This window comes from Microbulbifer marinus, from assembly GCF_900107725.1.
GTDB lineage: Bacteria > Pseudomonadota > Gammaproteobacteria > Pseudomonadales > Cellvibrionaceae > Microbulbifer > Microbulbifer marinus.
The window spans coordinates 82,012-106,287 of the sequence record NZ_FNQO01000001.1; the positions used below are offsets into that span (position 1 = coordinate 82,012).

Here is a 24,276-nt window from a genome sequence, read left to right on the forward strand (position 1 = left end):
CATCCAGGAGGAAGTGATGACCGCAGCGCTTTCCATTCGCAACCTGCAGAAAACCTATGACAACGGCTTCGAGGCCCTGAAGGGCATCAGCTTCGATGTGCAGCCGGGGGATTTCTTCGCCTTGCTCGGCCCCAATGGTGCCGGCAAGTCCACCACCATCGGCATTATCTGTTCACTGGTGCGCAAGACTGGCGGCAGTGTGTCGATTTTCGGTATCGATATCGACAAGGATTTCCCCGCGGCCAAGCAGATGCTCGGCGTGGTACCGCAGGAATTCAATTTCAGCCAGTTCGAGAAGGTCTACGACATCGTCTGCACCCAGGGCGGCTTCTACGGCATGTCGCGCAAGCTGGCGGAAGAGCGTACCGAGAAGTACCTGAAACAGCTGGGACTGTGGGACAAGCGCAGCACCCAGGCGCGCATGCTGTCCGGCGGCATGAAACGGCGGCTGATGATTGCCCGCGCGCTGATCCACGAGCCGCAACTGTTGATCCTCGACGAGCCCACCGCCGGCGTCGATATCGAGCTGCGCCGCTCCATGTGGACCTTTCTCGAGGAGATCAACCGGCAGGGCACTACGATCATCCTCACGACCCACTACCTCGAGGAGGCGGAGAGCCTGTGCCGCAATATCGCCATCATCGACAAGGGCGATATCGTCGAGAACACCTCGATCAAATCCCTGCTGAAAACCCTGAATCGGGAAACCTTTATTCTCGATTCGAGTGATGGCCTGACCGAGTGCCCGGATCTCGGCGGTTACGACGGCAGGCTGCTCGATGAGCACAGCCTGGAAGTCACGATCGAGAAAGGGCAGTCGCTGACCCAGCTGTTCGCCTCGTTGACGGAGCAGGGCGTGACCATTACCAGTATGCGCAACCGCGCGAACCGGCTGGAAGAGCTGTTCGTATCACTGCTGGCGGAAGACCGACAGCGGGAGGGCGACAAGTGAACAGCAACGCAATCTGGACATCGTTCGCCACGATATTGCGGCGTGAAGTGCGCCGTTTCACCCGAATCTGGCCGCAGACACTGGTGCCGCCGGTGATCACCATGTCACTGTATTTCGTCATCTTCGGCTCACTGATCGGCAGCCGAATCGGCGAGATGGGTGGCTTTTCCTATATGGAGTTTGTCGTGCCCGGCCTGATCATGATGGCGGTGATCACCAATTCCTATTCCAACGTGGCATCCTCTTTTTACAGCGCCAAGTTTCAGCGCAACGTCGAGGAACTGTTGGTATCGCCAACACCCAACTGGGTGATCATGGCCGGCTATGTGTTGGGCGGAGTTTCCCGCGGCCTGATAGTGGGGCTGGTAGTCACCCTGATCGCGCTGTTCTTCACCGACTTGAAGGTGCAGCATGTGGGCCTGACGGTCTCCATCGTATTCCTGGCCGCGGTGCTCTTTTCCCTGGCTGGCTTTATCAATGCGATCTTCGCCAACAGCTTCGACGATATTTCCATAATTCCGACCTTTGTACTGACGCCGCTGACCTATCTGGGCGGGGTGTTTTACTCCATCGAGCTGCTATCGCCTTTCTGGCAGGGGCTGTCCAAGCTGAACCCGGTTCTGTACATGGTGAATGCGTTCCGCTACGGGGTGCTGGGGGTTTCGGATATCAATGTGGCCTGGGCTTTTGTTGGCGTGCTGGTGTTTGTCGCATTATTGTTTGGCTGGGGTCTGCACCTGATGACCCACGGCAAGCGCCTCAGACATTGAGATCGACTATGACGAGAGAAGACTGGCAGGACCTGCCGCTCGGGCGGGAGACGCAATACGAATCCGCCTATAACCCCGCGCTGCTACACCCGATTCAGCGCTCGATTTCGCGCGCCCATCTGGGCTTGGAGGGCGATACGCTGCCATTTTGCGGCGAGGATGAGTGGTGGGGGTTCGAGCTCTCGTGGCTGAATCCGAAAGGCATGCCGCAGGTGGCGGTGGCCCGTTTCACCTTTCCGGCCGCGAGCCCGCATATGGTGGAATCCAAGTCGCTCAAGCTGTACCTGAATTCCTTCAACCAGACAGAGTTTGCGTCCTGGGACGCGGTGCGCGAAACCCTGATCAAGGATCTGAGCGCAGCCGCCGGCGCCGAAGTAGCCGTCACCTTGTTCGAGGTGGAAGACCCCGCGCTGGCGATTGCGAAGCCCGAGGGCGATTGTCTCGATCGGCTGGATATCGCGATCGATCAGTACCAGCCGGACGCCGCGCTGTTGGCGCTGGCCGATTCCGGTGAGCGCGTCAACGAAACCCTATATAGCCATCTGCTGCGCAGCAACTGCCCGGTTACCGGTCAGCCCGACTGGGCGACCGTGTGTGTGGAATACAAGGGGCCGGCAATAAAACGCGAGGCACTGCTCGCCTACATAGTGTCCTTCCGCGATCATCAGGACTTCCATGAACACTGTGTCGAGCGCATCTTCTGCGATCTGCAGCAGCTGGCGAAGTTCGATGAGCTGACCGTCTGCGCCCGTTACACGCGCCGCGGCGGCCTCGACATCAACCCGCTGCGCAGCACGTTGCAGAACAAGAAACTGCCGCCGCGCTTTGCGCGTCAGTGAATCTCCCCGCCCCCTGTTGCCGTCGCGGCAGGGGCGCCAGTAACGCCATTGCCGAATATGCATCGTCTCTGGCGAGCGACCCCGCGCGCTGTCTGAGCAACCCTCGCCGAAACCTGCCTCTCACGTCTGCAGACTAAGAAATCGCGTTTCCGAATCGCCACCTGTTTCGACCATGGGAGGGAGTCTGGATTTGTCTATCTGGTCCCATGATGGCGACGATGGTCTTTAATGAGGGTGTCGGTACAGGGTTCTGGATAACCGGGAGGTGCATATGAGAGATGCGGGTTTCGGCGGCAAGGCGATGACCACACTCGGCATCCTGACGATCATTCTCGGCGTGGTGGCGTTGATGGCGCCGAGTATTACCGGCCTTTCCATCGCCGTGTTTATCGGCGCGCTGGTGCTGGTCGGCGGCATATTCCGCCTGATCTGGTCGTTTCGCGCCGGCAGCTTTGGCCGGGGACTGGTGAGTATTGCACTCGGTGTGTTGACGGTCCTGGCCGGTGTCATCATGTTGAGCAATCCGCTGTTGGCGGCGGGAATGCTCACCGTACTGCTGGCAATCTATTTCATTGTCGACGGGATCGCCGAAGTGTTGACCGGGTTCGGATCCAGCCCGGAATCCGGCAGGGGCTGGTTGATACTGGGCGGTATGGTGTCGATCCTGCTTGGGGTCATCCTGTGGGCACAGTATCCGCTGTCCGGTGACTGGGCATTGGGAATCCTGTTCGGTATCAAGCTTGTCTTTATCGGCTTGATCATCGTTTCCGGAGCCAGGGCGGTCAGGGTTTAGATCTGGACGTGAGCCGCAAGCGGACAACGCCGGCTCGCCCTGCCGCGCGCGACATAACCGATCCCGTCTATCCGGCGCGCTGTCAGTACAGAGGTTGCCGATAGCGCTCCTGCCATGATGATTCAATGGACTCTGCGATTTATTCTCCACTGCCTCATCGGCGTACTGCTGACGCTGTTGGTCGTCTTCGCGATCTATATCGACCGCCTGCCAGATCTGCATGTCTGGCACACGGCAGATCTGGATGAGGAATTTACCGAAGACTCCCCAGTTGCGACCTTTGCAGAGTATCTGGCGCTGGAACAGCGGCTGTTCGCCCAGCTGGATGAAGAGGTCTACCAGAAGACAGAACCGGCGGGGCTGGACAGTCTCAACCGCTATCGGCGCGGCAGCCTGGCCGACCCCGCACGCTGGCCGACCAACTGGAATCGCAGCTATCTGCTCGAAGCCGAAAATCCGCGCTTCATGGTATTGTTGCTGCACGGCCTGACCGACGCGCCCTACAGCCTGCGGCATATGGGGCGGCGACTGCACGAGTCGGGCGCCACGGTGTTGGGATTGCGTATCCCCGGCCACGGTACGGCGCCGTCCGGGCTGGTCGGCGTTCGCTGGCAAGACATGACGGCAGCGGTTCGCTTGGCAATGCGACACCTGGCGGAGCTGGGAGATGGCCGGCCGATTCATATCGTCGGCTACTCAAACGGTGCCGCACTGGCGGTTCACTACGCGTTGGCGGCGCTGGATGAACCGCAATTGCCGCGGGTGCGCAGCCTGGTATTGCTTTCTCCTGAAATCGGTGTGGCACCGGCTGCGGCGCTGGCGGTCTGGCAGGCGCGTCTGGGCCGGTTGCTGGGGATTGAGAAGCTGCAGTGGAACAGTATCCACCTGCTCGAATACGAACCCTTCAAGTACGGCTCATTTGCGGTCAATGGCGGCGCTTTGACCCATGAACTTACCGTCGAAGTGAAGCGAAAGATCAAGGCCCTGTCTGCCGACAATGGGCTGGAGGCTATGCCGCCGATCCTGTCATTTTCTTCCGTCATCGACGCCACCGTAGAGGCGCCGGCGGTGGTCAACAATCTGTTCAACCTGTTGCCCGCCGGCGGCCATGAACTGGTGCTGTTCGATATCAACCGGCAGGCGCGCATCGAACATATCCTCAAGTGGAAACCAGACCGCATCATCGCCGCGCTGCGGGAGGTTCCCAGGCGGAATTACGCGCTGACGCTGGTCACCAATGTCAGCGCGGACTCGCCGCAGCTGGTGGCTCGGCGCTGGCTGTCGGATAGTGACACTCCTGAAGAACAGAGTATCGGCCTGCAGTGGCCGCCGGATATTTATTCCCTGTCCCACGTGGCCCTGCCGTTTCCGCCCGCTGACAGCATCTACGGTGGTTATCCTGCCGCACCGGGCCCCGGCATACAGCTGGGAAATCTCGCGCTGCGCGGCGAGCGCAATGCACTGGTCATCAGCGCATCGACTCAGCTACGGCTGCGCTGGAATCCTTTCTATCCTTGGCTGGAAAATCGCGCGGTCGAATTCATTGAGTCAAACTGAAATTTAGCTCACCGATACTTTCCATCTTGGCAGTGGAGGTCGGTAACATTTTGAGATTGAATGGGGGCAGCCGAATGTGCCGCGAGCTTGCTGGGGCCGGGCTGCTCTGAAATGATGGATTCGGGCTCGTAAAGCCCGGCTAGATAATGACTTTGCTTTTCAGTGTCTCCGCTGCTTTCTCTAGCGATTGCAACACCTTGTCCTTGTCATAGTTGCGGACCTTGTCCAGATCCAGGTGCATCGAGAAGCCGGGGGCGTGGTCCTCGAGGTAACTCTGCTGACCGCCGAGGTTTTTGCGCAGGTCGGTGACCTGGTACACCTTGACCGGCGTGCTGAAGCCTTTGACGGTTACATGGCCTTTGTCGCGGCACATGACACTGTGCTTGATCAGGGCCCAGGTCTCATGGCTGATCAGGATTTCGCCGGGCTGGGCGGCGCCCTCCAGGCGTGCGGCCAGGTTCACATGGGTGCCCATGACCGTATAGGACTGATAGTTGGCGGTGCCGAAAATACCAACGGTGCAATAGCCGGTATTGATACCCATGCGCACCTGCAGCGGCCGGGAAATGCCCTTGTTGTACCACTCCTGCTTCATCTCGCGTGCCCGTTTGCGCATCGCCAGTGCCATGGCGACACAGCGCAGTGCATCGGACTTGGGCCCTTTGCTGTCGTCATCGCCGAAGACCACCATCACAGCATCACCGATGAACTTGTCGATGGTGCCACCGTACTGGCCGGCGATACGAGCCATTTCCGACAGGTAGCTGTTGAGCAGCTGGGTCAACGTCTCGGCTTCCAGCTCTTCGGTCAGCTGGCTGAAATCTTTGATATCGGAGAAGAACACCGTGAGCAGTTTGCGCTCGGTGACCAGCTCGCCTTCCTTTCCATTGGTCACCGCCCGCCACAGGCGCTGGGGCAGGTACTTGGACAGCTTGTAGGTGCGCATCTTGCTGGTGTGCTGTTCTTGGGTGAGCGCGCGGTTACTGTCTTTTAATTGGCTCAGTTGTTTGTGGGTATAAAACGCGTGCGCACAGAAATAGGTGAATACGCCGATCAGGCTGGCGGCACTGATGTTCAGATCCGCATTGACCACCAGCGCCGGCTCGTGGATCAGGTATCCGCCGCCGGTGCCCAGCAACAGGCCGGTATTGTGTTCAAACCAGCTTCGCCCGCCGCCTTCGGTCAGCGCGTTGAACTGCACCATGGTGACGAACAGTAGCGATGGCAGCAGGCTGAAATTCGCCAGCGCGATAGCCATGCCGATCAGAATGGTGTCGGTAAAGGACAGCCAGCGGCGCACATTGGCGGCATTTTGCGGGCTGGCGCTGCGGCTAATCTGGTACGCGATTACGGTATAGACAAGCAGGAAAGCGGCGAGGCCGAGAGTCAGGGCCTTGTCCAGATGCCAGGGGGTAGACCACTGGATGGCATTCACCAGGGTGCCGGCCGCGGCGAAGCAAATCAGAGTGCGGAAATAGAGCGGATAACGGGGGTTGAGGCTCCGCCCTGTGTTCTCCTCAAGCTGGTCCTGCATTTGTGGTTATCTTTGTCTGATTGAGCAGAAAATAAGCAATGTGCGAGGCGGCGATTCAGCGGGTTCTGGCCCGGCTTTTTTAATAGTTTGTTGCCGCTACTGATGGGACGGAAGTTTACTCCTACAGAGCGAATAATGCGAAATATCTGTGAAGCGGCGCAAGTTCTGTGACGTACGTGGGCCCATTTGCGCGCTTGCGTTAGAATCCTCCGTCCAAGTTCTGACTGGAGACAGCGATGGATGCCCTGACGGCCCTACACAACCGAGTTTCAACCGGCCTACTGACCGATCCGGCCCCCAGTGAGCAGCAACGGCAGAACATTTTTCGCGCGGCCCTGCGCGCAGCGGATCATGGATGCCTGCGCCCCTGGCGCTTCCTGTTGATCGAGGGAGAGGCACGCAACCGCCTCGGCGAGATCTTCCTGCGGGCTGCCGAGCAGGCCGAGTCGGCCCCATTGAGCGAGGCGCAGCGGGAGCGCACCCTGGCCATGCCCCTGCGCGCCCCGCTGGTCATCGTTGCGATCACCTACCTGCAGGAGCACCCCAAGGTACCATTTCTGGAGCAGCATATGTCCACTGCCGGCGCCGTCCAGGCGATGCTGACCGCGGCGTACGCCGAGGGGGTAGGGGCCTACTGGCGCACCGGCGCCCTGGCTTACAGCCCGTTGGTGGCCGAGGGGCTGGGCCTGGCCGAAAACGAGCGAATCGATGGCTTCATCTACTGCGGCACCCCCCAGAAACCCCCACGCAAGGCCCCGGATCTCGCGGTGGCGGACTATTTCGCCCAATGGAGTGGTCAATAGGGGTTGCACTGGGACCGCCGTTTCTGTAAAGTGCGCGCTCGCTGAACGGGGCTATGTCCCTGATTTAGCTGACAATTTGCGGTGAGGTGTCCGAGTGGTCGAAGGAGCACGCCTGGAAAGTGTGTATGTCGAAAGGCATCGAGGGTTCGAATCCCTCCCTCACCGCCACTAAACGAAAAAGCCCGGCTTGTAGCCGGGCTTTTTCGTTTAGCGACGGCGAGGGTCGGTGAGAACCCTCGCGGTTCGACCAACTCGCGAAAGCGAGTTGGGACCGAGGCGCTTGCGCCGAGCCCGCAGGGGCAAAACACGCCCTAGCGTGCTTTGAGTCAATCCCTTCTGAGAGGTCACTCTGATACCGAGCCAATCCTTCCCATATTTTCACTCCGATCTAGCTCAACCCTCTCACAATGCTTTTCTGGCTAACCGCGTTGTGGCGCTAATTTTCTGAGCCTCCACTGAGGAGACCCAAAATAATATTTGCAAGGGTTCTAAGCCCCTAGTCTTCTACTTCACCCAGCCCCCTCTCGGCATGCAGTGTTTAGTGCCGTGGCGGAGCGTCCACTGTTGCGAATGATTAAGACGCCACCGATTGATCCAGATCAGTGGCCGGCCATTTACACGACAATAGATGAGCCCCACGGCCTCTGGCCGCGCCCCTTTGCAGTATGCTGGCCTTATAACCATGCGAGTCCGGCGAGCCCGGGCTGTCAGCGTAAAAGCCAGCAAGTGGACTGCCGGGAGCTTCCTATGGGCCAGGAAATAGCCACCACGGAATTCAGCGATGCGGACGAGAAGGAGTTTCGGCGCCGGCTGCTCGCGGAGACCAATATCCTCAACCGCTGGTTCAAGCAGGAGCGCTTCGAGGTACCGGAAAGTCCCATGTGCGGGCTGGAGCTCGAGGGCTGGCTTACCGATAGCGATTTTGTGCCGGCACCGGAGAGCGAAGCCTTCCTGGAGCAGGTAGATGATGAGCTGGTGGTACCGGAGATCTCGCGCTTCAACTTTGAACTAAACAGTATCCCCGCCCCGATCCGGGCGACGGTGTTCAGCGACTTGAATCGCAGCCTGTCAGCGCTCTGGAAGGGCTGCACTCGCAAGGCCGAGTCCATGGGGCTGCGGGCCATCGCCATCGGTTCGCTGCCGACCATCCGCGCGAATATGCTGACGCTCGAGCATATCTACCCGAGCAAGCGCTATTTCGCGCTGAATAACCGCATCATGAAGCTGCGCCGGAATATGCCTACCGTGCTGTCTCTGGAAGGCAAGGAAGTGCTGCGGGTATCCCACCCGGACATCATGCTCGAGGCGGCGGCGACCTCGGTGCAGGTGCACCTGCAGGTGGCGCTGGCTGAGGGCAAGCGGTTCTTCAATGCGTCCACCATCGCTTCGCCGATCATGGCGGCGGTGGCAGCCAACTCGCCATTCCTGTACGGCAAGGCACTCTGGAGCGAGACCCGCATCCCGATCTTCGAGCAGGCGGTAAACCTCGGCAGTTTCCGCAACCTGGATGGTTCGGTGGCCAAGCGGGTTTCTCTCGGCAATGGTTACGTGCGCGAATCACTGCTGGAGTTGTTCCTGGAAAACCTGGATGGTTACCCGGTATTACTGCCGGACAACTACGATCGCACCCCGGATGAACTCAGTCACCTGCGTTTGCACAATGGCACCATCTGGCGCTGGAACCGGCCCCTGGTCGGCATCGCTGACGACGGTACGCCGCACTTGCGCATCGAGCACCGGGTACCGTCGTCCGGGCCCTCCATGCCGGACGTTGTTGCCAATGCGGCATTTTTCCTCGGCCTGGCCACCTACCTTGCACGCATGCCGGAGGTCCCCGAGGACCGGCTGACGTTTGCCGCGGTGAAACGGAATTTCTTCCAGGCCTGCAAGTACGGCCTCAACGCGGAGGTGGAATGGATTGATGGCAAAATCTGGAATTTACAGACCCTGGTGCGGAGCGAACTGGTTGGCCCGGTGGAGGAGGCGCTCGAGGAGCTGGGCGTAGACCAGGATGATATCTACAAGTACATCACCAGGATCATCCGCCCGCGAATGATGACTGGCCAGAACGGTTCCAACTGGCAGCGTGCCTTTATCAATACCCATGGACCCAATTTCCAGCGGTTGCTGGAAACGTATTACCAGTACCAGAAACAGGATATTCCGGTGCATGAGTGGAAAAGTGAAGCTCAATTTTCTTGAAGCGCTGCCCGAGGCTTTCTTCTCTTGCGACCACCCGAGTAAGCTCAGAGAAATCTTTGCCGGGCCAACCCTGGTCTCCCTGCAGGGCGCCGCCAAGGAGCCACTGATGATCAGTACGTTGCTGCACGGCAACGAGACCACCGGCTTCTTTGCGCTGCAGCAGTTATTAAAGGCTTATCGAGACAGGCTGCCGCGTTCATTGCTGATTTTTTTTGGAAATGTCGAGGCGGCGGCACTGGGCGTTCGGCACCTGCCGGGGCAGCCGGATTTCAATCGTATCTGGGGTGGGGGAGAAAGCCCGGAAGCACGGATGGCGCGCGAGGTGCTCGGCTATGCGCGCGAGCGGCAGGTGATTGCCAATGTCGATATCCACAACACAACCGGCAGGAACCCGTACTATGCCTGTGTGAACCGTACCTCGGCGGATTTTCTGCGGCTTGCCAATGGTTTCACCGATATTGTGATCTACTTTACCGAGCCGCACGAGGTTAACTCGAATGCGTTTGCCAAGATTTGCCCCTCGGTCACACTTGAATGCGGGCTGCCGGGGCTGCCAGAGGGCGTAGAGCACCTATACCGCTATCTGGACAATCTGCTCCTTACTGTGGGCAACCACGACGCTACAGCAAATGATTGCCATATTTACCATACGGTTGCGCGTCTGAAGCTACCTTATTACTGCACGTTTAACTTCGAGTTTGACCAGGAGTCGGGCAAGGACTTCTCGTTTGCCCGCTCCTTCGACCACTTTAATTTTCGACGGATTGCCAAGGGCACGGTAATCGCCTATGCGCGTCGCGGTGGGCCGCAGCTGGCGGTGCTGGATAACAGTGACAGACTGGTAACCGAGAAATATTTTGGCTTCTGCGACGGCAAGGTAATAACGCTGCAGGAGATAATTCCGTCTATGTTCACGACGAATGGAGAGGTGGCGCGGGAGGACTCCCTCGGATATCTGATGGAGCCCTACCGCAGTGGTTAGGTCGGAATTTTCAGCCACTCACCGCGCTTTTCAATGCGCAGTGGTTATTTGGCCGGATCCCGGCGCAGGGCTCCGGCTACGAGTTAAGGATTAGTGGAAGCCTTGCGGGCAATCATCGCCACGCCATTCTTCACCGAATCCTTGACCCGCGCAGTGCCAGCACTGATATCCAGTCCAATCGTATACAGTGCCGGTACCAGCAACAGCGTGACAAAGAAGGCCACGAACACCCCGAATGCCAGTGCCACCACGATGGGCTGCAGGAAGGCTGCCTGGATACTGCGTTCCATCATCATCGGCAGCAGGCCGACAATAGTAGTAACCGTCGTCAGCAGGATAGGACGGAAACGGGCTACGCCGGCCTCGACGATCGCCTTCATGGGATCCATACCCTGGTCGCGCAGGCGGTTACTGTGATCCATCAGTACCAGGTTATCGTTGACCACCACGCCCGCGGCTGCGGCGATGCCGAAGTAGCTGAAGATGGCCATGGTCATGCCCATGATCCCGTGGCCGAAGATGGCACCCACGAACGCAAAGGGAATGGCGATCAGGATCAGTATTGGCTGGAAGTAGCTGCGGAAAGCCACGGCCAGCAGGCTGTACATGGCGAAGAAGGCCATCGTGTAGAGGCCGAGTACTTCCTGAATGAAGCGCTTCTCGCCCTCGGCCTGGCCAACGGCGCCGCGAACGATACCGGGGTAGCGCTTCTCCCATTCCGGGAAAAAGTTTTCGTTCAGGTCGTCCATGATGTCGCCGCGCACGTCGTCCTTCAGATCCGCCATCACGCGCGCTGCGCGATTGCCGTTCCAGCGTTGGATACGTTTGATGCCCGGCGCATACTCGAGATCCGCTACCGCCAACAGGGGCACTTCGCGGCCGTCGGCAGTGCGCACGTGGAAATCCTTCAGGCTCTCGATGGAGCGGCGCGAGGCCAGCGGATAGCGCACCATTACCTTGACGTCCTGTCCGGCGCGGGGAAGCCGCTGAACTTCTTCACCGAAATAGGCCTGGCGCACCTGGCGATTGACTTCCGCCAGTGTCAGCCCCAGTTTGGCCGCGCCCGGCTTCAGGTCGATGCGGATCTCCTCCGAGGCACCTTCGAGATTGTTGCGCACGTCGTACAGGCTTTCGTAAGTGCGCAGCTGGGTTTCCAGCTCTGCGGTAGCACTGCGCAGTAGGTCCAGGTCAGGATGGCGGATGGAGAGTTCAAATCCGGGACCGTTGTTGTTGAGCGAATACTGTACCGAGACCTCTTTTGCGTCCGGCACATCGCCGAGCAGTTCCCGCAGGCGCAGAGCCGCATCCTTGGCTGACATGTCGCGGACTTCCGGCGGCGCCAGTTGCACGATGGCAATGACGCTGTCGCGCCGCGAGCGCGTATACCAGTTCTCGATCAATACACCCTGGCCGTCGGTACGCTGATTGACTTCCTCCTCGAGGCGCTTCTCCGCACCCTGCAGTTGCGCCAGCACTTCCAGTGCGCGGCTATAGGGTGCGCCCTCGGGCATGACGACGTTGACGATGATCTGGTCGGATTCGATATCCGGCATAAAGCTTTTCTTGATCCAGCCACTGCCGAACATGCCGAAACCAATCATCAGAACCGCGATAAAAATGCTCAGCGTCAGGTAGCGGCGATCAACGGCCCACTGGCCGATGCGGCGGTAGTGATTCTGGGCAAAGTGAATGATGCTGTCGGCAATACGTTTCTGCACACGCCCGAACCGGCCCAGTTGAGTGCGCGGCTTCAGGTTGCGCAGGTGGGCCGGCAGGATAAACAGGGATTCGACCAGGGAGAACAACAGCGCGAGTATCACCACCCAGGTGATATGCCGGGTGAACTCGCTGGTGGAACCACTGATAAAAATCCACGGCAGGAAGGCCAGAATTGTCGTTACGACAGCAAAGATTACCGGCTTGGCCACCAGCTGTGTGCCCAGCACCGCCGCGTTCAGGCTGCCGCCGGCGTGTTGGTGTTCCGGATTGTGGGATTCTGTGTGGATGCTCTCACCAACTACGATGGCGTCGTCCACGACGATCCCCAGCACCAACAGGAAGGCGAAGGTGGACAGCATGTTCAGGGATACGCCGACACTAGGCAGCAGCACGAAGGCGCCGGCGTAGGCGGTGGCGATGCCGATTGCCACCCAGAAGGCCACTTTCGGGCGCAGGCTGAACACCAGCACCAGCAGTACCAAAAGCAATCCCTGGAAGGCAGAGCTGCCAATGGTTTCCATCCGGCCCTTGAACTCTTCGGCGTTATCGGTCCACAGCGTGAGCTTGGCGCCTGCCGGCAGCGTCTCGCTGCGCTCGGCGATCCACTTGCGGATCGAATCCGAGGCGGTGACGATGTCCATGGTCTCGGTAGTCATCACCTGAATCAGCACCGCGGGTTCGCCGTTCAGGGTCGCGAGGATTTCGTTGTCCTCGAAGCCGTCCACCACGGTGGCCACATCGCCGACGCGGATGGTGCCGCCGTCCGCTGTCTGCCGCACGATGATATTGGCAAATTCCTGCTCGGTGTCCGCCTGGTTGCGCACCTTGAGCTGGTAGGTGCCCACCTCTGTGCGCACCGTGCCGGCGGACTGGTTGAGCGAGTTAGCGCGAATGGCGTCGGCCAGTTCCTGGAACGTCATGCCGTAACGGCGCAGCGCCATCTCGCTGACCTCGATGGAAACCTCCTCCATGCGCGTGCCGAACAGTTCCACCACTGAGATTGCCGGCAGCGTGGCGGCCTCGCGCCGCAACTGTTCTGCCAGCCGCTTCAGCTCGCGTTCACTCAGGTCGCCGTGCACTGCCACGCGGATAAACTCGTTGCGGTTGACCCACTGGTGTACCTGCGGCGGTTCTATGTCCCGCGGAAACGAGGAGATACCGTCGACACGGATCTTGATGTCGTTCATAAAGCGGGAGAAGTCGACGTTAGACTCCGCCAGGATATAGACCTCGCCCTGGCCTTCGGAAGAAGTCGAGCGCACCCATTCGATATTGTCCAGATCGCTGACCGCTTCTTCGATGCGAGCGACGATCTGCTCTTCCACTTCCTGCGGGGCGGCCCCCGGCCAGGAGACGCGGATCTCGAGGCCCGGGAAACGCACCTGCGGGTCCATTTCCCGTTCCATGCTGGCAAAACCGATGATGCCGGCAACGAAAATACCCACCATCGCCAGGTTGGCGGCGACGCTGTTGCGCGCCCACCATTCAATCAACTTGTTCATATACGTGCTCCGTTACTTCCGTGCCAGCTGGGTGACGGGTTGGACTTCCATGCCGTCTACCGCGTTGGCGATGGTGGAGGTAACCACCCGCTCGCCATTCGCGATACCCGAGGCGACGACCACGCGGTGTTCGGAGGTGGACAGGACTTCTACCGTGCGGATACTCAAGCGATTGTTCTCGTCGATGACATACACCTTGTCGGCGTTGCGCAGTGCCTCCCGCGGCAGTACCAGCGCCTGATGCGCCTGCACACCTTCTGCCTCGGCGCTGACGAACAGGCCGACGGCCAGCGGAGCGCCGTTACTGGCGCCCTTGCCGTAGGGATCTTCGACTTCGGCTACCGCATAGATCAGCCGTGTTTGTTGATCCACCGCCGCCTGGGTGCGCACGATGCGCCCCTGCCAGCGGTGCTGCTCGCGGCCAACCTGGGCGGACAGCGTTACCTGCGGGCCCGGATTTTTGCTGGTGGCGACGAAGCCCATCGGCAGATCGAGTTCCTGCAGTTGCGAGTCGGTGAGCGGCAGGCGTACCTCCACACGATCGGTCGCAAACACCCGGCCCAGCGGGGTGTTGGCGGTGACATATTGGCCCACACCCACGGCGCGGCTGATCACGCGGCCGCGGAACGGCATTTTGATCTGCGTACGCGCGAGGTTGAGTTTCGCATCGGCGAGCTCGGCTTTCGCGGAGCGCAACTTGGCTTCGGCCTCCTCAACCTGGGGCTGGTTGACCTGTAGCGGCGTTGGTTCTCTATTCGGGTTGATAGACTTCCACTGCTGGCGCTTGATGGTGGCGGCGGCCTTGGCCTGCAACAACAGGACTTCCGCCTGCGCCACGCCGGCCTCGGCCTGGGCCAGGGCCAGCCGATAGTCCGCGTCGTCCAGTTGAATCAATGTTTCCCCGGGCTCGAAGCCGGCACCTTCGGCGAAGCTGTCGGAAATGGCGACGATTCGACCGGCGACCTGTGGAGTCAGGTCGATTTCGGTGTGCGGGCGGACTTCCCCCTGGGTTGCCACTTCGAGGTGCACCGTGTCCTCCCGGGCCTCGGCATACATCAGCGATACCAGGCGTTGCTCTTCCTCCTTCTTCTCCGGCGCCGGCTTGGTGGCGGCCATCAACTGTACAACCCCAAAACCCATCGCCAGTACGAGGACCGGCGCTGCAGCTTTTAAATATTTGTTCTTCATTTTTCTCATCTTGCCTGGAAAACGAAATTTGCCAACACGACCGTTGAAGCGGATTGGGTCCCATGGAAGCACGGAAGCCAACGGTTGACTACTGGCCGAAGTCGGGGCGAGCCGGATCAGCGGTGAATGCCAGTTGCCAACGATTCTATTGACTAGCTGGGAAGCCGATTTGGATGCAGGTGGCTAAAAATTTATTGGGGACCTGGATAAATCGAGGCGATAGAAGGAACGAAGTGACAGGAAAGTGCCATTGCAGATGTTATAGAAGGGTGCGCCCTGGCTAATGTGTACTTGAGTACCGCAATGTTGCTTACGACCTATTGTAGATCTTCAGCCCGCAGATGTGTCTACACTGAATCCGCAAACGATCGCCAAGTAACATCCGGCTTCGGTAACGAGACAGGTCTTGACAGTTGCCTGGGGAGGAGTGGTTCGAAAATGAATTACGGCAACCTCACCATCCTCGCGCTGTTTGTATTTGCCTACAGCGCGGTGAGTGGTCGCGCCGACCGCACGCCGATCAACGGGGCGCTGGTTTACACCCTGTTCGGGCTGGCGCTGGGCGCCCATGGTCTCGGCCTCCTGGAGCTGAGCGTCGAGTCCGAGGGACTGCGAACACTGGCGGAGCTTACCCTGGCGCTGGTGCTGTTTACCGACGCGGCCAACGCCGACCTGAGTGTTCTTCGCCAGACGATAAAAGTGCCGCGCCGGCTGTTGCTGGTGGGGTTGCCGCTGACGATTATCCTGGGATTCCTTTGCGGCGTATTGTTATTCGATGATCTCGGCCTGTTTGAGATTGCAGTTTTGGCCACGATGCTGGCCCCCACCGATGCCGCACTCGGCAAGGCCGTGGTCACCAACCCCAGGGTGCCTCCCTTTATACGTCAGGGTCTCAGTGCCGAGAGCGGACTCAACGACGGTATCTGCGTGCCCATCCTATTGCTTTTCCTCGCACTGGCAAGCGGGGCGGCGACTGCAGAGACCACACCAATGCTGGCCCTGAAGCTGGTTCTGGAAGAGCTGGGCATAGGTCTGCTGGTGGGGCTGGGGCTGACGCTTATCATGGCCTACCTGTTGCGGGGCGCCAGTCATCGGGGGTGGGTGGAGGAAAGCTGGCTGCAGCTGCCGGTGGTGACGATGGCACTGGGGTGTTTCGCCGCGGCCCAGTGGCTCGGTGGCAGCGGCTTCATTGCGGCGTTTTCCGGTGGGTTGCTGTTTGGCCGGCTGGCGCAGAAAGAAAAACCGGAATTGTTGATGGCGGCCGAAGGCACCGGGGACACGCTGGCGCTGCTGACGTGGGTGGTTTTCGGTGCCGGCGTGGTCGGTAACTATTTTCAGCTGATCAATTGGCAGGTCATCTGTTATGCAGCACTGAGTCTCACTGTCGTGCGAATGCTGCCGGTCTATCTCTGTCTGGCTGGAACCGGGCCGACACGTGCGGAAAAACTGTTTATCGGCTGGTTCGGCCCGCGAGGGCTTGCCAGCATCGTGTTTGGCGTGATCGTACTGAACGAGAACTTGCCCGGGACGGCGACCATATCACTCACGGTGGTATGCACCATCCTGTTAAGTGTTGTCGCCCACGGTCTCACCGCCAACCCCCTCGCTGCGAGACTGGCCAGTAAGGAGTCCAGCGAAGGCCGGCCGCCTACAGGCTAGTGGAGTTGAGCCATGATTTTGGCTGTTCCGTCTATTTCTCACACCACCAAGGAATCGCTGAAAACGGCTGTCGCAATGGTGGTGACCTACACGATCGCGCTCAGCGCTGGCTGGGACAAGTCCATGTGGGCGGGTCTGGCCGTGGCGCTTGTCAGCCAGCAGACACTGGGGCTCTCACTGAATAAAGCGGCCCTGCGCATGCTCGGCACTCTGGCAGCAATTGTCGTGGCTCTGACATTGATTGCGCTGTTCCCACAGCAGCGTTGGCTGTTCATGGTTTGCCTCTCTCTCTGGGTGGGAGCCTGCGCGTACTTTTTGCTGGGATCGAGCCGCCCCTATTTCTGGCAGGTGAGTGGATTTGTCAGTGTAATTATCTGTGTTGGTGCGGCGACAGCTTCCGAAGGTGCTTTCGAAGTGGCCATGCTGCGCGCCCAGCAAACCGGTCTCGGTGTCCTTGTTTACAGCCTGGTGGCGATGCTGGTCTGGCCCTGCAGCAGCCGTGATCAGCTATTTGAGGCCTGTCAGGCACTGCATGCCAGCCACTTGCTGACAATCAGAAAAATAACCGAATTGAGCTCGAAAACGGTTACTAGCGAAGAGCTGGCAAGGCGGGTCAGTGAGATGGTTCAGGCGCAATCGCGGCTGGAGATGTTGCTGGACGCGGCCATTGCCGACAGCCAGGAAATATGGGAGGCGCGACGGCAATGGCGTGTGTATCTGTCTAAATCTGCGGCAGTGACCACCAGTATGCAGCAGCTCTGTCACAGTCAACCGCTTGACTGCGGCTCGCCATTGAGCGATTTGCTGCCGAATCTTGCCGAGTTCAGCGCTGGGCTGGAGCAATCGTTTGTCCAGCTGCAGGCATTAATTGGTGGCGAGATCGGGCGGGCACAACCCAGCGATGACACGCTGCAGGTGGACGCACGGAAGTTGCGGCAATTGTCGCTGTTCGACGCCGGAGTAGTGGCGCAGCTGCGACATCAGCTGGAAAAACTGTCGTCACAGACTTCTGAATTGTTGCTTGCCGCCACGGCCGCTAGATACGGCGTCGCCACTGGGCCAGTTGCTTCGGATAGCACCACCCCGTCGACACGGCTGATGCCGGATACCGATCGGCTATGGGCGGTATTGCGGGTAATGGGAGCCCTGTGGAGTGCTTACCTGGCCTATCTATTCGTGGACGGGCTTCCCGGTGGCGCGACTTTCGTGACTCTCACCGGCTCTCTGGCGCTGGGCCTGGCAAGGTATCCGCAAATAGCGCCTGCGCGCCTGATAACTCCGGTGGCTCTGTGCATCCTGCTCTCCGGTATCATTTACCTTTTTGTGATGCCGCGCCTGGAGGGGGTGCGCGAACTTGGCCTGTTATTGTTTGTAGTGACATTCGGCATCTGTCAGCTGTTTGCAGATCCGAAAAGGCAAGCGGGTAGGGTGATCGGCCTGGCGATTTTTGTCACTGTCTGCAGTGTCAGTAATCAGCAGACCTATAGTTTTATCGCGGTGGCGAATATGGCGCTGTTATTTCCGCTTGTCTTGCTGTTGTTGTCCGCTTTCCGCTACTTCCCGTCTTCTCCCCGGCCGGAGCGGGTATTCCAGCGCCTGCTAGCCCGGTTTTTTCGCAGTAGCGCCTTCTTGCTTGCCTGCGCCTCGGCGTCACAGAGATCGCAAATACTGGATTGGCGGATGCGTTATCACTGCTTCGCGGTGTCTACAATTCCAGCCAGGCTTGCGACATGGTCAGAGCTGATCGATAAGCGCTATTTACCCGGTGAATCGCGATGCCATTTGCAGGAACTGGTCTTGCGATGCAACGCGTTGAGTTTCCAGAGCGGTGAGCTGGTCAGTGCATTATCGGGTGAACGTTCGGCGCTGCCGCCATTCCAGACATGGCGCGATAAGGCGCGTACCCTACTCCGACGACTGGCAGACTATTGGTCTACCGGTGTGACGCCAACGAGTCCGGCCGAAGTAGCGCCGGAAGGCCTGATTAGGATGGAACAGGCGATAAGGGAAGCTGCAGGAAGTAGGGGCAAGTTGTCGGCCGCGGATATTGAACGCCAGCTACGATTGTTGGGCTTGAGCCGCGGAGTGGCTGATTCCTTGAAGTCGCTCACTGAACTGACTGAGCAGATCAAGCTTGAGGATTGGCGCGAGGAACGGTTCTTTTGACAGTGTGCCAGGATAGAGATGCTACCAGTTCCCCATGAGTTCGCTATCGGCGGTGTTTTCCTGCCGCCGCTTTTGATAGCGGCTGTGATCGGCGTTTTGACCGCAGTCGTAACGGCACGGCTTCTGGATCGCTATCGCTTGTCCCGGTTCTTTGCCTTTCCGCCACTCGTTCTTGTCGGTCTGTCGATCATTTACACGGTGCTATTCGGTAGCCTGTTTATCGGTATCTGAGCTTGAAACTACCGCGGAAATATCTACTAACGATTTTGGTTGTGTTCATCGCGATATTCGCGGTGTTGCTCAGATATTGGGATTTCCTCAATAACCCGTGGACCAGAGATGGACAGGTGCGCGCGGCGGTTATTCAGATTACGCCCAACGTCTCCGGCCAGGTGGTGGAAATCTCGATCGCAGATAACCAGTTTGTTCGGCGGGGCGACCTGCTGTTTCGAATCGATCCGCGGCCATTTGAGGCAAAGCTGGCGCGAGCCCGGGCCGAGTACGACAAGACCGGTGACAATTATCTCGCCGAGCAGCAGAAGGTACAGGCTGCTACAGCACAAGTAGACGGGGCCCGCGCAGCGGTTTGGAAGGCGGAGAGCGCGATCAAGGAAATGGATGCGGAGATCAAGAAAAACAAAGCGGAACTGCAGCGACAACGCCAGCTGCTGCCACAGCGTGCAACCTCACAGAAATCTCTGGAACGGGCCCAGGCGCAGCATGATATCTCCCTGCAGCAGCGCAAGGGGGCGGAAGCTGCACTGGTTCAGGCGCGCGCGAGCCTGTCGCGGTCCGAATCGGATCTCGAGGAGGCGCGCGCGGTGCTGGGAGAGCTCGGCGCGGCAAATGCGAGCATCCGCGCCGCGCGTGCCGCCGTGCGGCAGGCAGAACTGAACGTGGAGTTCACTAAAGTGAAGGCTCCGGTGGACGGCTATGTGACCAATCTGAATATGCGGGTGGGAAGCCACGCGGTGGCAAACCAGCCAGTGCTGGCTCTGGTGGATTCCAGCAGTTACTGGATCGACGGCTATTTCAAGGAAACAACGATTGCGCGAATTGCGCCGGGGGATCGTGCGATCGTGACATTGATGGCCTATCCGGACAAGCCGATTGAGGGGCGCGTACGCAGCCTCGGCTGGGGCATAGCACAAAAGGATGGCAGCACCGGTGCAGATTTGTTGCCCCAGGTGAGCCCAACCTTTGAGTGGATCCGCCTGGCGCAGCGGGTGCCAGTGCAAATTGAGCTGGGGGATCTGCCTGAGGGCATACAGTTGAGGGTGGGTACCACCTGCTCGGTACTGGTAAAAAGCGGTTCCGCCGCACAGAGCAGCAATGCGTCGGCAGCAACGAGTGAATAACCCCTGGGCCGCTGTTGGGAGTATGCCCGCGCTCACACTGTGCCTGTTAGCGGCCGGTAGTATGGGTGGATGTATGCTGGGCCCCGACTATCAGCCACCGGCAGCCCCGGTCGAACACGAGTGGATCTATCAGGGTAGTGAGAGAATCAATACCAGCCAGGCGGTCGATCCGCTGTGGTGGGAGGATGCTTTCTCTGATCCCGTGCTGAACGAGTTGTTGGCGGCGACCCTGGAGCAGAACCTCACCCTGGGTTCGGCAGCCCTGCGCACGGTGCAGGCGCAGCAGCAGCTCGCAATCGCGATTGGAAACCAGTTCCCGCAGCAGCAGCATCTTTCCGGTTCCGCGTCGCGGTCAAAGGAAAGTGAAGTCATATTCGAGGAATATGCCGTGGCTTTCAATCTGTCCTGGGAACTGGACATGTGGGGCAGCTTTCGGCGCGAGGTTGAGACTGCTTCCGCACTGTTTGAAGCCAGTGTGGCCGACTATGACGGCGTGCTGGTGTCGGTACTGGCCCAGGTCGCACAAACCTATATCCTCATTCGCACGACGCAGGCGCGCCTGCAGGTTGCCCGCAGAAATATCGAACTGCAGCAGCAGAGCCGGGACATTGCCCGGGCGAAGTTTGAGGCGGGCGAGGTAAGCGCACTGGATCTGGAGCAGGCGGAAACACTGCTGAACAATACCAGGGCATCCGTACCCGACCTTGAGATCACGTTACAGCAGCTGCGCAATGCCCTTGCCGTGTTACTCGGCATGCCGCCCCATGATCTCGGCTATATGCTTGGCGGTGTTGGCGATATCCCGCGTGCTCCGGCCAGTATTGCCGTTGGTATGCCTCAGGACCTGTTGCGCCAGCGACCGGATGTGCGCGCGCTAGAGCGTCGACTGGCTGCACAGAGTGCGCAGATCGGCGTCGCACAGGCAGAGCTCTACCCGGCCTTTTCCATTGGTGGCGCCATCGGCTCAGAGGCCATGCAGGCGGGGAACTTGTTCGAGGGTGAAAGCGAAACCTGGAATCTGTTTGGCGCATTCGAGTGGAACCTGTTCAACTACGGCAGGTTGCGCAGCAACGTGCGTCTGCAAGACGCACGCTTTCAGCAATTGCTGGAAGACTATCGGCAGATTGTTCTCGAGGCGCAGGCAGATGCAGAGAATGCGATTGTCGCTTACCTGAAATCCCATCAGCAACTGCTGCTGTTGCGCCGCGCTGCGGAAGCCTCACAGCGGGCAGTCGAGCTTTCCACGGCGCAATACACCAATGGCCTGATTCCGTTCAATACCGTTATCAGTACCTTGACCGCAGACGCCCAACAGCAGGATTTGCTGGCCCAGTCCCGCGGTGCGGTAGCGGTGAACCTCGTTCAGGTTTTCCGCGCATTGGGAGGAGGGTGGCAGGTGCGGGACAGCCAGCTGCCGGCCGACCTTGTTCCTGGTCCGGTTCAGGAAGAGATGCGCGAACGCAGCAAGTACTGGCGCAAAGTATTGCAATGAATGGGAGCGAAAAATGCTTGCCACAATTCTGATCGCTTCGTTGTTGATCGTGATAACAACGGCGATCCACGCGGTCGGAATGATGGTGGCTATTCGCCTGAGCCGCTCGTTTTGGAATCTGCACCCCAAACACCCGATGCTGCCGATTGCGCGCCCGATGGTTGTATCCTGTGTCGTTCTACTTATGTTCCTGTTATCCATCCTCGAAGTGCTCGTCTGGTCGGTCTCCTATCGGTTACTGGGAGTATTCCCCGAACTTGAGCCTGCGATGTACTTCTCGATGGTCACCTATACAACCCTGGGATACGGCGATGTAGTGCTCAATGAGCAGTGGCGCTTGCTGGCTTCGTTCCAGGCGGCCAACGGTATTATCATATTCGGCTGGACTACAGCCGTAGTCCTGGCGGTTGTGCAGCGCCTCTACGGCAAACAGGAAAATGCCGCGCGAACAGGCGGACAATAGCTTTCACCATTATCGGTTACGAGGTGCCGCTCCCTGATCCTGCCGATTCCTCTCCAGTAATCAGTCACGGCAACTCGCTGACTGGCCGGTACATGGCATATCAGGATGTCACTCGTCCTCCGCGTGTCCGGGCTGGCAAGGCCCTCCGCATTTCCAAAACTAAATTTCGTGCCGAGCAGATCGCCCGCATTTCTTGCTGCAATCTTCCTTGCACGAGAAAAAATACGTCTATTCTATCTAGGGACTGAGGCGCCTTTTCCAACATGGCCATGCAGTCAGTACTTCTCGCGGCCGGGTGTGCCGCGGAGCTTTCGATTCTGCAGTCGAAGTGTTCCGCTAACTGTGGCCGCAGTACATTTTGTCAGTGTTGCTGATAGCGATAGTGACGAACTGAAATTTTTGGCGTTTAGCGTTAAAGAAACCTATTGCGATCCATTCCCGGGGCATCGTCCCCAGACAACCTCAAACCCTGGAGATATCACCGTGAAGAGCATGCGATTCATACTTCCGTTTATTATCCTCGGCGTTGCATCATCGGCTGTTGTTGCAGACCAACACAAGAAAAAGCCCGCGAAAGACTGGACTTGCGCAGACTTCATTGCCATTGATGACCAGTACAAGCCGAAGGTAGTGTACTGGGCCACCGCCTATTCCAAGCACGGCAAGCCTGAGGCTGCGGTACTCGACATCGAGGGTACCGAGAAGGTCACCCCGATGATCGTTACCGCTTGTACGAACGCACCGAATGACTCCTTCTGGAAGAAATTCAAGGAGGAGTGGCACAAGGTGGACAAGGATACTAAAGATGAAATGAAGAAGATGAAGGACAAGATGTAGCGCTATCCCGCTCATCGATAGAGAAAGCCCGGCTGAGCCGGGCTTTTCTATTTTGATGCGCGCTTCGTAAGGGCCGGTCGAGTAGGGGGCCCTTAGCCTGAGAAGTATGATCGATTGATACGCCCGGTCGTATACCGAAACCGACACTCCGACTTTTTTCGACCCCGGTAACGTGTTAATAAGTACATCGCTATCAGGTATTAAGGCTCTAACTATGAAAAAAACGACCTTGTCAGTTCTTCTTGCCACTCTAATTTGCTGTTTGCCATTGCAGGCAGCTGAAAGTCCCATCGCTATCGCCATTCACGGTGGTGCCGGCACCATCGAAAAGAGCAAGATGACACCCGAACGCGAAAAGGCTTATCGCGACAAATTACGCGAAGCGCTGGATAAGGGGTACGGGGTACTGGAGAAGGGAGGAAGCAGTCTGGATGCCGTTGTGGCGGCCATCAATGTGCTGGAGGACTCCCCGCTGTTCAATGCCGGCAAGGGCGCCGTTTACACCTACGAAGGCCGCCATGAACTGGATGCCTCCATCATGGATGGCAAGACCCGGCAGGCCGGCGCGGTAGCGGGGGTAACCCGTATCGAGAACCCGATCAATCTGGCACGCATGGTGATGGAGAACTCGCCCTTCGTCATGCTCGCCGGTGAGGGCGCCGAGGCCTTTGCGCAGGCGCGGGGCGTGCCGATGGTGGACAACAAGGTATTCGATACCGAGCAGCGCTTCGAGCAGCTGCAGAAAGCCAAGGAAAAGCTCAAGAAGGAGCAGAAGCGGGACAAGGACTACCAGGCGGCCGTGGAGCGCCTGCCGACGCCCTACAAGATGGGTACCGTTGGCGCCGTGGCCCTCGACCGACAGGGCAATATCGCCGCCGGCACCTCTACCGGGGGCATGACCGCCAAGCGCTACGGGCGAATCGGCGATTCTCCGGTCATTGGCGCCGGCACCTTCGCCGACAACGACTCCTGCGCCGTGTCGGCCACCGGTCACGGTGAGTACTTTATCCGCTACAACGTGGCCGCGGATATCTGTGCCCGGGTGCACTACAAGGGCAAATCGGTCGGCGAGGCCGCTGATGAGGTGATCAACCAGGTGCTGTTGCCGATAGGGGGTACCGGCGGCGTGATAGTGCTGGATCCAGCGGGCAATATCGCCATGACCTTCAACACCAAGGGCATGTACCGTGCCAGCCGCTCCTCGAGTCAGCCTGCTCGGGTAGCTATCTTCAAAGATTCCGAATAGGCTAAATTTTCATCAGTTGCTCGGCGAATTCAGAAGGAGTTGATTCAATGAGAAAGGGTGTTAGAAAAGGCGGCAAGAGCCGTCGCGAGATAGAGCGCTCAGTTCGCGTCTTTTGGGGCAGTGTGCTGCTGGTAGGGCTGTTTGCGGTCCTGCTGATGCACGCTGCCCTAGCTTCAGCCAACTGAGCTTCTGCGAGGGTTAACCTGGCTGCTCG

General features: G+C 58.9%; 20 protein-coding genes and 1 tRNA gene. 18 read left to right on the plus strand and 3 right to left on the minus strand.

Annotation, left to right across the window (positions count from 1 at the left end):
* Window positions 1-16 precede the first annotated feature (16 nt).
* The 5 genes from BLW36_RS00410 to BLW36_RS00430 all read left to right on the plus strand — a co-directional run bounded on the left by BLW36_RS00410 (window position 17) and on the right by BLW36_RS00430 (window position 4,911).
* Window positions 17-952, plus strand: coding sequence for an ABC transporter ATP-binding protein (locus BLW36_RS00410; RefSeq protein WP_091386808.1), 936 nt, complete (start codon window positions 17-19; stop codon window positions 950-952).
* Window positions 949-1,722: an ABC transporter permease gene (locus BLW36_RS00415; protein ID WP_091383854.1), complete on the plus strand. Its 774-nt coding sequence runs from the start codon at window positions 949-951 to the stop codon at window positions 1,720-1,722. Before BLW36_RS00410 ends, BLW36_RS00415 begins: the two co-directional genes overlap by 4 nt.
* 8 nt (window positions 1,723-1,730) lie before the next feature.
* A complete protein-coding gene (queF, locus tag BLW36_RS00420; protein WP_091383856.1) occupies window positions 1,731-2,561 on the plus strand; it encodes an NADPH-dependent 7-cyano-7-deazaguanine reductase QueF in 831 nt (276 codons plus the stop codon).
* Window positions 2,562-2,832: 271 nt separating this feature from the next.
* Entirely contained in the window at window positions 2,833-3,354 is a 522-nt protein-coding gene (locus tag BLW36_RS00425) for an HdeD family acid-resistance protein (RefSeq protein ID WP_091383858.1), read from the plus strand.
* Window positions 3,355-3,468: 114 nt separating this feature from the next.
* Window positions 3,469-4,911: an alpha/beta hydrolase gene (locus tag BLW36_RS00430; protein WP_091383860.1), complete on the plus strand. Its 1,443-nt coding sequence runs from the start codon at window positions 3,469-3,471 to the stop codon at window positions 4,909-4,911.
* A gap of 139 nt (window positions 4,912-5,050) precedes the next feature.
* Here BLW36_RS00430 and BLW36_RS00435 read toward each other — a convergent pair whose 3' ends face one another.
* Complete coding sequence (locus tag BLW36_RS00435) at window positions 5,051-6,445, minus strand: adenylate/guanylate cyclase domain-containing protein (RefSeq protein ID WP_091383862.1); 1,395 nt, start codon at window positions 6,443-6,445, stop codon at window positions 5,051-5,053.
* 236 nt (window positions 6,446-6,681) lie between these two features.
* On the opposite strand from BLW36_RS00435, the gene BLW36_RS00440 reads away from it, so the two are divergent.
* The 4 genes from BLW36_RS00440 (at window position 6,682) to BLW36_RS00455 (ending at window position 10,432) form a co-directional block, all read left to right on the plus strand.
* Entirely contained in the window at window positions 6,682-7,248 is a 567-nt protein-coding gene (locus tag BLW36_RS00440) for a nitroreductase family protein (protein ID WP_091383864.1), read from the plus strand.
* A gap of 80 nt (window positions 7,249-7,328) precedes the next feature.
* Window positions 7,329-7,416 (plus strand) — tRNA-Ser (locus BLW36_RS00445).
* A 579-nt stretch (window positions 7,417-7,995) separates the two neighbouring features.
* A complete protein-coding gene (locus BLW36_RS00450) occupies window positions 7,996-9,450 on the plus strand; it encodes a glutamate-cysteine ligase family protein (RefSeq protein ID WP_091383866.1) in 1,455 nt (484 codons plus the stop codon).
* Window positions 9,419-10,432: a M14 family metallopeptidase gene (locus BLW36_RS00455; RefSeq protein WP_170833075.1), complete on the plus strand. Its 1,014-nt coding sequence runs from the start codon at window positions 9,419-9,421 to the stop codon at window positions 10,430-10,432. Before BLW36_RS00450 ends, BLW36_RS00455 begins: the two co-directional genes overlap by 32 nt.
* Window positions 10,433-10,515: 83 nt before the next feature.
* Here BLW36_RS00455 and BLW36_RS00460 read toward each other — a convergent pair whose 3' ends face one another.
* Together BLW36_RS00460 and BLW36_RS00465 are read right to left on the minus strand one after the other, a co-directional pair.
* Window positions 10,516-13,653 carry an efflux RND transporter permease subunit gene (locus BLW36_RS00460; protein ID WP_091383870.1) on the minus strand — a complete coding sequence of 1,046 codons (3,138 nt, stop codon included), beginning with the start codon at window positions 13,651-13,653 and terminating at the stop codon, window positions 10,516-10,518.
* Window positions 13,654-13,665: 12 nt separating this feature from the next.
* On the minus strand, window positions 13,666-14,841 hold the full coding sequence (locus BLW36_RS00465; protein ID WP_091383872.1) for an efflux RND transporter periplasmic adaptor subunit: 1,176 nt from the start codon (window positions 14,839-14,841) through the stop codon (window positions 13,666-13,668).
* A 438-nt stretch (window positions 14,842-15,279) separates the two neighbouring features.
* Between BLW36_RS00465 and BLW36_RS00470 the strand changes: the two genes are divergently transcribed.
* The 9 genes from BLW36_RS00470 (at window position 15,280) to BLW36_RS17305 (ending at window position 24,247) form a co-directional block, all read left to right on the plus strand.
* Window positions 15,280-16,500, plus strand: coding sequence for a cation:proton antiporter (locus BLW36_RS00470; RefSeq protein ID WP_091383875.1), 1,221 nt, complete (start codon window positions 15,280-15,282; stop codon window positions 16,498-16,500).
* 12 nt (window positions 16,501-16,512) lie between these two features.
* Window positions 16,513-18,666: an FUSC family protein gene (locus BLW36_RS00475; RefSeq protein ID WP_091383876.1), complete on the plus strand. Its 2,154-nt coding sequence runs from the start codon at window positions 16,513-16,515 to the stop codon at window positions 18,664-18,666.
* An 18-nt stretch (window positions 18,667-18,684) separates the two neighbouring features.
* Window positions 18,685-18,897, plus strand: a complete 213-nt coding sequence (locus tag BLW36_RS00480; RefSeq protein ID WP_091383878.1) for a DUF1656 domain-containing protein — start codon at window positions 18,685-18,687, stop codon at window positions 18,895-18,897.
* A gap of 164 nt (window positions 18,898-19,061) precedes the next feature.
* On the plus strand, window positions 19,062-20,024 hold the full coding sequence (locus BLW36_RS00485) for an HlyD family secretion protein (protein ID WP_483127654.1): 963 nt from the start codon (window positions 19,062-19,064) through the stop codon (window positions 20,022-20,024).
* Between the two features lie 22 nt (window positions 20,025-20,046).
* Window positions 20,047-21,516, plus strand: a complete 1,470-nt coding sequence (locus BLW36_RS00490) for an efflux transporter outer membrane subunit (protein ID WP_280140347.1) — start codon at window positions 20,047-20,049, stop codon at window positions 21,514-21,516.
* A gap of 13 nt (window positions 21,517-21,529) precedes the next feature.
* Window positions 21,530-21,979 carry a potassium channel family protein gene (locus tag BLW36_RS00495; RefSeq protein ID WP_091383883.1) on the plus strand — a complete coding sequence of 150 codons (450 nt, stop codon included), beginning with the start codon at window positions 21,530-21,532 and terminating at the stop codon, window positions 21,977-21,979.
* 492 nt (window positions 21,980-22,471) lie between these two features.
* Complete coding sequence (hdeA, locus tag BLW36_RS00500) at window positions 22,472-22,816, plus strand: acid-activated periplasmic chaperone HdeA (RefSeq protein ID WP_091386810.1); 345 nt, start codon at window positions 22,472-22,474, stop codon at window positions 22,814-22,816.
* Between the two features lie 268 nt (window positions 22,817-23,084).
* A complete protein-coding gene (locus tag BLW36_RS00505) occupies window positions 23,085-24,062 on the plus strand; it encodes an isoaspartyl peptidase/L-asparaginase family protein (protein WP_244506069.1) in 978 nt (325 codons plus the stop codon).
* Between the two features lie 47 nt (window positions 24,063-24,109).
* Window positions 24,110-24,247 (plus strand): hypothetical protein, encoded by a 138-nt coding sequence (locus BLW36_RS17305; RefSeq protein ID WP_170833077.1) that lies wholly within the window; start codon window positions 24,110-24,112, stop codon window positions 24,245-24,247.
* The last annotated feature ends 29 nt before the right edge of the window (window positions 24,248-24,276 follow it).

Excerpts from the sequence above, each read along its gene's own strand:
- BLW36_RS00410 (WP_091386808.1), top strand. The coding sequence starts at position 17 with ATGACCGCAGCGCTTTCCATTCGCAACCTGCAGAAAACCTATGACAAC.
- BLW36_RS00470 (WP_091383875.1), top strand. The coding sequence starts at position 15,280 with ATGAATTACGGCAACCTCACCATCCTCGCGCTGTTTGTATTTGCCTAC.
- BLW36_RS00440 (WP_091383864.1), top strand. The coding sequence starts at position 6,682 with ATGGATGCCCTGACGGCCCTACACAACCGAGTTTCAACCGGCCTACTG.
- BLW36_RS00480 (WP_091383878.1), top strand. The coding sequence starts at position 18,685 with ATGCTACCAGTTCCCCATGAGTTCGCTATCGGCGGTGTTTTCCTGCCG.
- hdeA (WP_091386810.1), top strand. The coding sequence starts at position 22,472 with ATGCGATTCATACTTCCGTTTATTATCCTCGGCGTTGCATCATCGGCT.
- BLW36_RS00455 (WP_170833075.1), top strand. The coding sequence starts at position 9,419 with ATGAGTGGAAAAGTGAAGCTCAATTTTCTTGAAGCGCTGCCCGAGGCT.
- BLW36_RS00490 (WP_280140347.1), top strand. The coding sequence starts at position 20,047 with ATGCCCGCGCTCACACTGTGCCTGTTAGCGGCCGGTAGTATGGGTGGA.
- BLW36_RS00465 (WP_091383872.1), bottom strand. The coding sequence starts at position 14,841 with ATGAAGAACAAATATTTAAAAGCTGCAGCGCCGGTCCTCGTACTGGCG.
- BLW36_RS00475 (WP_091383876.1), top strand. The coding sequence starts at position 16,513 with ATGATTTTGGCTGTTCCGTCTATTTCTCACACCACCAAGGAATCGCTG.
- BLW36_RS00460 (WP_091383870.1), bottom strand. The coding sequence starts at position 13,653 with ATGAACAAGTTGATTGAATGGTGGGCGCGCAACAGCGTCGCCGCCAAC.
- queF (WP_091383856.1), top strand. The coding sequence starts at position 1,731 with ATGACGAGAGAAGACTGGCAGGACCTGCCGCTCGGGCGGGAGACGCAA.
- BLW36_RS00450 (WP_091383866.1), top strand. The coding sequence starts at position 7,996 with ATGGGCCAGGAAATAGCCACCACGGAATTCAGCGATGCGGACGAGAAG.
- BLW36_RS00435 (WP_091383862.1), bottom strand. The coding sequence starts at position 6,445 with ATGCAGGACCAGCTTGAGGAGAACACAGGGCGGAGCCTCAACCCCCGT.
- BLW36_RS17305 (WP_170833077.1), top strand. The coding sequence starts at position 24,110 with ATGAGAAAGGGTGTTAGAAAAGGCGGCAAGAGCCGTCGCGAGATAGAG.
- BLW36_RS00495 (WP_091383883.1), top strand. The coding sequence starts at position 21,530 with ATGCTTGCCACAATTCTGATCGCTTCGTTGTTGATCGTGATAACAACG.
- BLW36_RS00425 (WP_091383858.1), top strand. The coding sequence starts at position 2,833 with ATGAGAGATGCGGGTTTCGGCGGCAAGGCGATGACCACACTCGGCATC.
- BLW36_RS00430 (WP_091383860.1), top strand. The coding sequence starts at position 3,469 with ATGATGATTCAATGGACTCTGCGATTTATTCTCCACTGCCTCATCGGC.